The organism is Bacillus benzoevorans, assembly GCF_014207535.1.
Taxonomy (GTDB): Bacteria; Bacillota; Bacilli; order Bacillales; family Cytobacillaceae; genus Bacillus_BD; species Bacillus_BD benzoevorans.
In genome coordinates this window covers 181,460-190,948 of sequence record NZ_JACHGK010000009.1, presented here as the reverse complement: position 1 = coordinate 190,948, position 9,489 = coordinate 181,460, and the positions used below count along the sequence as shown (strand labels likewise).

At 42.2% G+C, this 9,489-nt stretch carries 6 protein-coding genes and 7 tRNA genes; 10 read left to right on the top strand and 3 right to left on the bottom strand.

Features of this window, described 5'->3' with window-relative positions:
- Positions 1-14 precede the first annotated feature (14 nt).
- From HNR53_RS13805 to HNR53_RS13775, 7 genes are all read left to right on the top strand, one after another.
- Positions 15-90, top strand: a tRNA-Val gene (locus tag HNR53_RS13805).
- Positions 91-356: 266 nt separating this feature from the next.
- Positions 357-429, top strand: a tRNA-Thr gene (locus tag HNR53_RS13800).
- Between the two features lie 11 nt (positions 430-440).
- Positions 441-517 (top strand) — tRNA-Pro (locus HNR53_RS13795).
- 22 nt (positions 518-539) lie between these two features.
- Positions 540-613 (top strand) — tRNA-Met (locus HNR53_RS13790).
- A gap of 113 nt (positions 614-726) precedes the next feature.
- Positions 727-801, top strand: a tRNA-Asn gene (locus HNR53_RS13785).
- A gap of 4 nt (positions 802-805) precedes the next feature.
- Positions 806-896, top strand: a tRNA-Ser gene (locus tag HNR53_RS13780).
- Between the two features lie 10 nt (positions 897-906).
- A tRNA-Arg gene (locus HNR53_RS13775) sits at positions 907-980 on the top strand.
- Positions 981-1,050: 70 nt separating this feature from the next.
- Here HNR53_RS13775 and HNR53_RS13770 read toward each other — a convergent pair.
- The 3 genes from HNR53_RS13770 to HNR53_RS13760 form a co-directional block, all read right to left on the bottom strand.
- Positions 1,051-2,241, bottom strand: a complete 1,191-nt coding sequence (locus tag HNR53_RS13770) for an iron-containing alcohol dehydrogenase family protein (protein ID WP_246439570.1) — start codon at positions 2,239-2,241, stop codon at positions 1,051-1,053.
- Positions 2,242-2,368: 127 nt separating this feature from the next.
- The gene (locus HNR53_RS13765) at positions 2,369-3,736 is read right to left on the bottom strand and encodes an aminotransferase class III-fold pyridoxal phosphate-dependent enzyme (protein WP_184526951.1); all 1,368 of its coding nucleotides are present in this window, start codon (positions 3,734-3,736) and stop codon (positions 2,369-2,371) included.
- A 118-nt stretch (positions 3,737-3,854) separates the two neighbouring features.
- Positions 3,855-5,018, bottom strand: coding sequence for a PucR family transcriptional regulator (locus tag HNR53_RS13760; RefSeq protein ID WP_184526949.1), 1,164 nt, complete (start codon positions 5,016-5,018; stop codon positions 3,855-3,857).
- Between the two features lie 378 nt (positions 5,019-5,396).
- Here HNR53_RS13760 and HNR53_RS13755 point away from each other — a divergent pair, with 378 nt between their 5' ends.
- The 3 genes from HNR53_RS13755 (at position 5,397) to HNR53_RS13745 (ending at position 9,480) form a co-directional block, all read left to right on the top strand.
- A complete protein-coding gene (locus HNR53_RS13755; RefSeq protein WP_184526947.1) occupies positions 5,397-6,701 on the top strand; it encodes a hypothetical protein in 1,305 nt (434 codons plus the stop codon).
- Positions 6,702-6,758: 57 nt separating this feature from the next.
- Positions 6,759-8,372 carry an ABC transporter substrate-binding protein gene (locus HNR53_RS13750; protein WP_184526945.1) on the top strand — a complete coding sequence of 538 codons (1,614 nt, stop codon included), beginning with the start codon at positions 6,759-6,761 and terminating at the stop codon, positions 8,370-8,372.
- A 145-nt stretch (positions 8,373-8,517) separates the two neighbouring features.
- Complete coding sequence (locus HNR53_RS13745; RefSeq protein ID WP_184526943.1) at positions 8,518-9,480, top strand: ABC transporter permease; 963 nt, start codon at positions 8,518-8,520, stop codon at positions 9,478-9,480.
- The last annotated feature ends 9 nt before the right edge of the window (positions 9,481-9,489 follow it).

Genomic DNA, 9,489 nt, shown 5'->3' with positions numbered 1-9,489 from the left:
CATTTAAATTATGTGGAGGTTTAGCTCAGCTGGGAGAGCATCTGCCTTACAAGCAGAGGGTCGGCGGTTCGAGCCCGTCAACCTCCACCATATTTAAACTAAATGATATTTTGCCGGCCTAGCTCAATTGGTAGAGAGCCGCAGCGTCCTGAAGAGGATGCGGCTTGCGCTAAAAGCCAAAGGCTTTTAAAGCACAACGACCACTAGTTGATTTAGGAACGGACAATTAAGACGGCTTACCGAAATAGTTGGTAGGAGAAAAACGCAGCGTCCTGAAGAGGATGCGGCTTGCGCTAAAAGCCAAAGGCTTTTGAAGCACAGTTCGGATAAATATCTAGAGTTCTATACATTAATATGCCGGCCTAGCTCAATTGGTAGAGCAACTGACTTGTAATCAGTAGGTTGGGGGTTCAAGTCCTCTGGCCGGCACTTTAAGTTTACGGGAAATAGCTCAGCTTGGTAGAGCACTTGGTTTGGGACCAAGGGGTCGCAGGTTCGAATCCTGTTTTCCCGACCATTTTTTATTTTAAGAGGAATATGGCGGCGTAGCTCAGCTGGCTAGAGCGTTCGGTTCATACCCGAAAGGTCGGGGGTTCGATCCCCTCTGCCGCCACTAGTAATTTCAGTACGCTGGAATGCTAGCATATCAATACTCTATTTTCCGCAGAAGCACAGGATACAATTCTATTTAGTGCATCAACTATATAGGTAAGTAATACTCTATTTTCCGCAGTAGCTCAGTGGTAGAGCATTCGGCTGTTAACCGAACGGTCGTAGGTTCGAATCCTACCTGCGGAGCCAATTAGGGGAAGTACTCAAGAGGCTGAAGAGGCGCCCCTGCTAAGGGTGTAGGTCGGGTAACCGGCGCGAGGGTTCAAATCCCTCCTTCTCCGCCATTCATATCATGCGCCTTTAGCTCAGCAGGATAGAGCAACGGCCTTCTAAGCCGTGTGTCAGAGGTTCGAATCCTCTAAGGCGCGTTAAAAAACCTAAATCTACTCAAGGTAGATTTAGGTTTTTTGTTGTTTAGGAAATACTCGATGTGAATGTTTAGGATGTGAAGGGAATCCAAGATGATTGCATCAAAGCCTTCTCATTCATTTCCAAATACATCTTCTTTAATGATTCTTCTGTCATCGTCACAGGATTATTATACATATTTGGAGCAAAGCTTTTGGTAATAAGTGTGTTCAGGGCAGTTTCTGTTGTAATTCCAACTTCTTCTATTGTTGTACGCATACCCATTGCTTTTTTCATTTCATCAATCCTGTTGGCTAATGCATCGCTGTCAGCAAAGCCTAAGCGCCGGCTGAAGGCTTGCAGACGTTCTCCTTCAGGGCCGTTATGGCTGTTCATTTTCCAAAATGAAGGCAGCGTAAACGCGCAGGCCTCTCCATGCGGAATGCTATAATCCTGGGTTAAAGGATAAGAGCAGGCATGTACACCGGCTGTTTTCGTCAAATTAAAAGCCAGTCCTGCTGTGACAGAAGCTTCACTCATTTTCGCTCTTGCTTCCAGATTATCCGGCTCATGATAAGCGGTAAGCAAATGTTCGAAGACCAATGAGGCAGCCCGTTCGGCTGCTAAGTCTGTAATCGGTTGATGATTTTTTCCGTAAAAGGCTTCAAGTGAATGGGCCAGTACGTCAAGACCGCTTGCTGCTGTGACGGCTGGCGGGCAGGAAAGCGTTAATTCCGGATCAATGAGGGCATACACCGGATATAGACTGTCATGAATCATCAGGGCTTTGACTCCATTTTCAGTGTCTGTTAAAACAGACGCAGCTGTGACCTCGCTTGCAGTGCCGGATGTGGTTGGAATGGCAATTAACGGAATGCCCCGCCCGGTCATGGGATTTTTTTTCGTGAAGAAGTAATCGGTGTCATGCTTTGTATTTGCCACATAGCAGGCTGCTTTGGCACAATCCATGATGGACCCGCCTCCGACAGCCACGGCAAATTCACACCCGTGATCGCGGATCATTTGGACACAGGCATCTGTATTGTGAATCGTAGGATTCGGCTGAATGTCCGAGAAAACAGTAATAATCCGCCCTTCAGATGCCTTCACGATTTCATCAGCGATTCCATTGCGAATCATTGATGGTGCACTGATTAGGATACCCTTTTTTAAATTCAACTTTTTTATAATTTGCGGCAATGTTTTAAGCTTACCGGCACCAAAATCTATGGGAACCGGCGCAAAATAGAAGAAATTTTCCATATTGATCTTACCTTTCATTTGTTTTCGTCTGCTGGAAATCCTGGAGGTACCATCCTATCATTCCTGTTAATATTAAATAATCAATCTGCTTACTTTTTACAAAATAAGCAGATTGATAGGAATAGATGGCGGGGGTATGTTTCTATTATTTTACCGTTAAAGTTTTGTCTGCGAAAAGATACTCTTGTTCAAAGTTCCGCAGTACTTTTTCAAAAATATCCATGGCTTCATTGAGTTCCTGCTCGCTGATAATGAGAGGCGGTGCAATGATCACGCTCGATTCATGCGAATACGTATAGAATCCATTTTCGCTTAAAAGAGAAACGAATTTGCTCATGAGTCCGACTGGATCTTTGCCGTAATCCATACCGTAGGAGATGATCGGTTCTTTCGTTGCTTTATCTTTCACAAGTTCAACTGCAGCGAATAATCCAATATGCCGGACTTGGCCGACGGAATCAAAGGAAAGCAGTGCATCTAAACGTTGTGCTAATATTTCTCCGGCTCTCGCAGCATTTTCCACAATTTTTTCCTCTTCTAAAAGATCAAGCGTGGCACAGCCGATTTGCGTGGACACCGTATGACCGCTGTAGGTTAAGCCGGTCATCAATGTATTTTCATCAAAGTAACGTGCTACTTTTTCGCTTACGATGACTCCGCCCAGTGGGCTGTAACCGCTTGTGACTCCTTTGGCGAATGTGATCATGTCCGGTTCAAAGTCAAAATGGTCAACAGCAAACATTTTTCCTGTACGGCCAAAGCCTGTCATCACTTCATCACAAATCATCAGGATACCGAACTGGTCACATAATTCACGGACACCTTCGAGATAACCCTTTGGCGGGATGATAACCCCGTTGCTTCCCGGGATTGGCTCCATAAACACAGCCGCAATCGATTCCGGTCCCTCATACAGCATTTGATTTTTTAAGCGGTCTAAATAAAAGGCAACAGCTTCCTCTTCACTGGAAAAATCGATCACTTCTTTATACAAATATGGCGTATCAAACTTAATAAAACCGGGGATGCCTGGTTCGACCATAAATCTCCGGCCTTCACCGGTCAGGTTGCCCGCTCCGAATGTAGCACCATGATAGGAGCGATAACGGGAGAAAATTTTATAACGGCCGGTTGCCATTCGGGCAATTTTAATCGCGTGATCATTTGATTCTGCGCCGCCGCAGGTAAAAAATACTTTTGCCATATTATCCGGTGCCTTTTCAATAATCTTGCGGGCTAATTCTGATTTCGAAGCAGTAGCAAAAGCCGGCGCAGCCATTGGAATTTCCCCAATTTGTTTGAATTCCTCCAATAATTTTGGATGATTGTGTCCAACATTTAAGTAAACGAGCTGTGAGCACATATCAAAATACCGCTTCTCATTTTCATCCCAGAAAAAAACACCTTCTGCTTTCGATATGGATTTAGGGTTCAAGTTCTTTTGTTTAGACCATGAGTGTAAAACATATTGTTTATCGTCTGCTTTCGTTTGTTCAATTGTTAGAGATTTCATTGGCTTGTCACTCCATTCTGTTTTTCATTCTTTAATGTAGACTCATCATAAATGATCAGATTGTCAAAAAACAATGAATAGAAACACAAAACGCATTGTGCAGCTGCACAATGCATGTTTACTTTAAGAGGTCCTCTATCATAAAAGCGAGGGTTAAATTCGTTTTGGTAAAGGAATTATTTAAGTCTGCATCAAGCAGGCTTTCAATTTTTTTCATTTTATACAGAACGGTGTTACGGTGAATAAATTCTCTGCGGCTGATGCAGGCAGTACTGCCGTCTTCTTCAAGAAAAATACGGAGAAAATGAATGTAGTCTGTATCATTTAAACGGTCATAACGATAGAGAAGACCGAGCATGTCCTGATGAAATTTTTTCATCAAGTCTTCTTCGCGTACAGCCATGAGGATTTTATAAGCACCGATGTCTTTATATTTATACATAAAGGGATTCTTGTTCCGTTCCGCGAGGCGGATCACCGTTTTCGCCTCATCATAGCTATTGGAAATATCTTTAATATTTTTATAAAAATTACCCATGCCAATATATAGTTTACTCTCTGCTTGCAGGTTGGCAGTTTTTGTATGAATCGCATCTGCCGTTTTTGAAAAAGGAATGTCGGGGGTCTTCACTTCTGTGCGATCGACTAAAAAAATGATTTGATCTTCATCAATCATAGAAAGATAATGCTTGTACCTCCTGGAAAATTCATTGTTAATGGCATCTGAAAAAGCAGTAACCGGCTGTTTGCTGCCGTTGGTCGAACAGACAATGATGCCGTAATCGGCTTTTTTCTTAAACCCTGCTTGAAGCAGCTCTCCTGTAATGAAATTTTCATCATAATGTTGTTGAAATAAGAGCCGCGATAATACTTCTCTGTTTTTCGATTCCACAGTCTGTGAAGAGGCAAGGAATTGGATCGTTGTTTTTAAAAAGTCTGCGATTCGGCAGCGCCATGGCATTTGAAAGATTGGGAATTGATGTTCATCTGCGAAACGCAGCACCTGTTCAGGAATCGCCGGGATATAGGGTCCAATATTTAGTACCATGCCGGCTGCTTTATGCTGAAGGGCGGTTTTCACCATTTCAATTAATTTTCCAACATCGTTCGCCGTATTCATTCCGGTCGTCACTAATAGTTCATGTGGACGGAAAAATTCTGTTAATCCGATGACCTCTGCCACATTGACACCCGTCATTTGGCGGTTAAGCCCTGCTTCTCCGGCTGCTAATGTGATGTCTTTAAATCCAGCTGAAGACATAATGGTTTTCAAGGTGACCATACGATAAAAACCCCTTTCTTTTTATGTAATGTTTCATAACGCTGTAATGAATATATTTTATAACATCATTGAGATGAGTAGAATGGTGATTTTTCTTTTTTATGATGAATGTCCTGAAAAATGTATGAGGACAGCCTTTGAAACGCTGCCAAACTTTATAATGTTTCCTGCCCTGTGAATTTCCTGTGTTAAATAATCTGACATAATTGTTGAAAACTGTCATTTTTCAGCGCATAATCAGACCATAAGTTAAATAAAGACCAATTAAAGACATCAGGGATAACATGTTAGAGCTATTTGGAAGACTTTTTTCAAACATGAATTAACGACATGTTAAAGACAGAATAAACAACTTAATAAAGTCTTGCGGAGGTGAAAGTGATAAAACCTCGAATTGCAGTAGTCGGGCCGGAACCATTAACAGCAGATATTTGTGAGGTGGCTGCAGAATTTAAGAATGTTGAAACATCCTGCATCATTTATCAAACAGCGGAAGAATCAGCCCAGTTGGTGAAACAGTACCAAAAGGAAGCAGATATTTTTATGTTTGCCGGTCCAACCCCTTATACCATTGCAAAGGGAAGCATCCCTTCCGGCAGCAAATCCTGTTATTTACCTTTTGAAGGGGCTGATATTTATCGGGTTCTGCTAAAAATATATGAGCAGTGTCATGGTTATCCGATCATCAGCTTTGATATTGTCGAACAGCAGGATTTAACAGAAATCTATTATGAGTTGGGCATTCCGCATACCCCTTACTATTTATTTTCGATGAAGGGGGAGGCCGTCGATAGTGCAGAGTTAGTCAACTATCATCTGAACTTATTGCAGAAGGGGAAAGCAGAGGTTATTGCGACAACATTAAATTCAGTGTTTGAACAATTGCAGCAGATGAAGGTTCCTGTTTTTTTAATTAAACATACGAAAGCGAAAATTCGTGACACACTGCAAAAAGTCATCCTAAAGGAAGAGAAGCAAAAGAAAGAGGAAGGCCAAATCACCGTCCTGCAATTTCAAGTTCTGAATGAAGCAAGTGACGACTCTATTCCTCTATTACCTGATTACAAGTTGATTAAAAACAAAATCCTGGAATATGGGGGATCTTTATTTTCCAGTATGCATCTTATTGACAAGCAGATGATTACACTTTATACCACCCGAGGTGTGTTTGAGAAAGTCACCAATAAAAGACAGGATTTTTCTTTTCTGGATGATTTGAATACATTATCAGCGTTTAAGGTCAATCTGGGAATTGGCATTGGGAACACTGCAGAAAATGCAGCTTATAATGCCAAAAATGCATTGGAATTTTCGATTAGAAAGAAAAAGGGCAGCTGCTTCTTAATTGATGAGCACAAACGAATCTATGGCCCGCTCGGAACAGTCAAATCAATGAATTATACGCTGTTAAGCAGCACGGATGAAATCAAGAATTCTCTTACTCTGCGCAAATTTTATGCCTGGCTGTCCATGATGCGAAAATGCGATGTGACGACACGGGAAATCAGCATGGGAATGAATACCAGCGAAAGACACGCAGCGAGAATCTTAAAGAACCTATGTCAGCGCAACATTGCCAACATCATCGGCAAAGAATCGCTTAATCAAAAAGGGCGCCCGCGTCTCATCTACAAAATAGATTTACACGAACTGGCAAACCTGATTCAGGAAAGCGTCAGGTAACTGTGCGGCATAATAAATGTCGAATATGAATTTCATACTACATATAGGAGGCATCATATGAAGATAAAAAATCTGTTTATTTCCTTAATATTGTGTTTTGTTTTGCTTTTATCCGCGTGCAGTACTTCAGGAACTTCATCGAGTAGCAGTGGAGGAGGTGAAGACGGCGGTGAATTAATCATCGGGATGGAATCTGAAGCGGATATTTTAGATCCGCACGGTGCCGGCGGCTGGGTCACCATGAGAATTAACAATCAAATGTTTGAACCGTTAATTGGGGAGGATTTAAGCAGGTCATCAGAGGAATCTCCAGTGCCTGAACTGATCCCGGTTTTAGCGAAAAGCTGGGAAGTATCTGAAGACGGTAAAACGTACACGTTCCATTTAAGAGAAGGTGTAAAATTTCACGACGGATCTGATTTTAATGCAGAAGCAGTAGATTTTAATATTAAAAGATTAACAGATGAGAGTTTCGAGTTTTACGATGAATTAGGCGCAGGCCGTACGTTTAGAACATGGAAGTTTTTCGAAAGCAGTGAAGTTGTCGATGAAAATACGATTAACATTCATTTGAGCTCTCCGTTCTCAGAATTCCCTAGAATGCTGGCGCAAACGAATTCCTTGCAAATTGTCAGTGCTGAAGCGATTAAAAAGAATGGCAACAAAGCGATGGGAGAAAACCCTGTCGGAACAGGCCCCTTTAAGTTTGACAGCCGTAAACGAGGAGAACATATTACGCTTGTGAGAAATGAAGACTACTGGGGCGAAAAAGCAAAGCTTGATAAAGTCATTTTCCGGCCGCTTACCGACCCGGCTGCAAGGGTGCTGGCCATTCAAAACGATGAAGTAGATATTATCGCCGTTCCGCCGCCGGATTCGATTGAAAATCTTAAAGAACAAGGCTTTGACGTTGTATCCGGAACACCGCCGCACATCTGGTATTTAACCTTCAACTTTGACAATGAATATATGAAAAATCAAAAGGTTAGACAAGCCATCAACTATGCTATCAACCGTGAAGGCATTGCCAATGAATTGTTAAAAGGGACCGTAAATCCGGCCTATACCATTCAATCGCCGGGTGCTGAGAACTATGACCCTGAACGAAAATGGTATGAATACGATCCGGAAAAAGCAAAACAGCTGTTAAAGGAAGCTGGATTTGAAAATGGTTTTAAAACAACGCTGCAAACATCTGTAGGCGGTTCAGGACAATTGCTTCCAGTGGATATTGCCGAATGGATCCAACGTGATTTGAAGAAAGTCGGCATTGAAGTTGCTTTAGATACACAAGAATGGATTACTTACTATTCCGGCTACAGTGATGGAATGACACCTGATGTCGGGATGAACCAAATGTCATCCGGTCGTACATCGCCATACTTCCTATCCATGGTATCACACTCTGAATTCGTTGCGCCAGGCGGATTCAACTCTGGTAAGTATGTGAATACAGAATTAGATGCCGTGCTTGATAAAGCCTCTACTTCTGTTGATAAGAAAGAGGCATTGGAATTATGGAAACAGGCTGAAGCGATCATTATGGAGGATGCTGCTTTTGCACCAATCTTAAATGACTCAGCTCCATATGTGGTGAACTCTCGTGTGAAAGGTTTCGTCGTTCCATCTGAAGAATGGTACACGCTGGCACCAGTTTATATTGAAGAATAATAAGTAAGATACAAGATTCATAGGCATGAGGGCTGCTGAACCGCATAAACTTCATCTCAAAGGGATGCTTATTTTAAAAAAAGCTTATGCGGGAGGCTCCCTATGCATCAATCATATACAATCTATTCGTTGGGAGGCGAAGAATATGCTGCGATATATCCTTTCAAGAGCACTTTCTACTATTCCTGTTTTATTCGGTGTGACGATTGTCGTCTTTTTGCTCATTCGAATGATACCGGGTGATCCGGCAAAATCGATTCTTGGCGGTGATGCCACACTGGAGGCGATTGAAGCCTTAAGAAATGAGATGGGCTTAAATGAATCGCTCATCACACAATATGGTGTATGGCTTTCTAAGTTGTTTCAAGGAGATTTAGGCTTCTCGTATACTCTTCATACTCCTATTGTTGAAGAACTCATGCCTCGTTTCGTGAACAGCATTATTTTAACAGCAGCCAGCTTATTTATTTGTATCACAGCCGGTGTGCTTTTAGGATTAATCAGTGCTTTGAAAAAAGGAAGTATCTTTGACAAAGTCAGCATGGGTACGGCATTAATTGGGGCAAGTATGCCGGTATTCTGGATCGCTTTAATGCTGATGTGGCTGTTTGCGATTAACATGCAGATGTTTCCGGTCAGCGGCATGTACAATATGCGGGACCCTGGAGGCGCAATGGACTTGCTTCATCATTTAGTTTTGCCGGCATTCGCCACAGCAACCGTTTCCCTCGCTGTAATCGCGAGAATGACAAGAAGCACTGTGCTCGATGTTTTGCAAAAAGATTATGTGAACTATTTTCACTCCTTTGGATTATCGAAGACTAAAATCAATTTCGTTCATGTTATGAGGAATTCTCTTCCGCCAATTATCAATATTTCCGGGCTTCAAGTCGGCTATATTATGGGCGGTGCCTTATTCAGCGAAGTAGTATTTAACTGGCCCGGAATTGGACAAGCCCTTTATGTAGCGGTAACGTCGAATGATTATCCTACCATTCAAGCAGGTATTCTATTAATTGCTATCACGTTCGTCATTGTCAATTTAGCAGTGGACCTTTTGAATGTTTGGTTAAGTCCGAAATTGCAAGATTCAATGAAAGCTGAATAGGGGTGAGGA

Excerpts from the sequence above, each read along its gene's own strand:
- HNR53_RS13770 (WP_246439570.1), bottom strand. The coding sequence starts at position 2,241 with ATGAAAGGTAAGATCAATATGGAAAATTTCTTCTATTTTGCGCCGGTT.
- HNR53_RS13765 (WP_184526951.1), bottom strand. The coding sequence starts at position 3,736 with ATGAAATCTCTAACAATTGAACAAACGAAAGCAGACGATAAACAATAT.
- HNR53_RS13760 (WP_184526949.1), bottom strand. The coding sequence starts at position 5,018 with ATGGTCACCTTGAAAACCATTATGTCTTCAGCTGGATTTAAAGACATC.
- HNR53_RS13750 (WP_184526945.1), top strand. The coding sequence starts at position 6,759 with ATGAAGATAAAAAATCTGTTTATTTCCTTAATATTGTGTTTTGTTTTG.
- HNR53_RS13745 (WP_184526943.1), top strand. The coding sequence starts at position 8,518 with ATGCTGCGATATATCCTTTCAAGAGCACTTTCTACTATTCCTGTTTTA.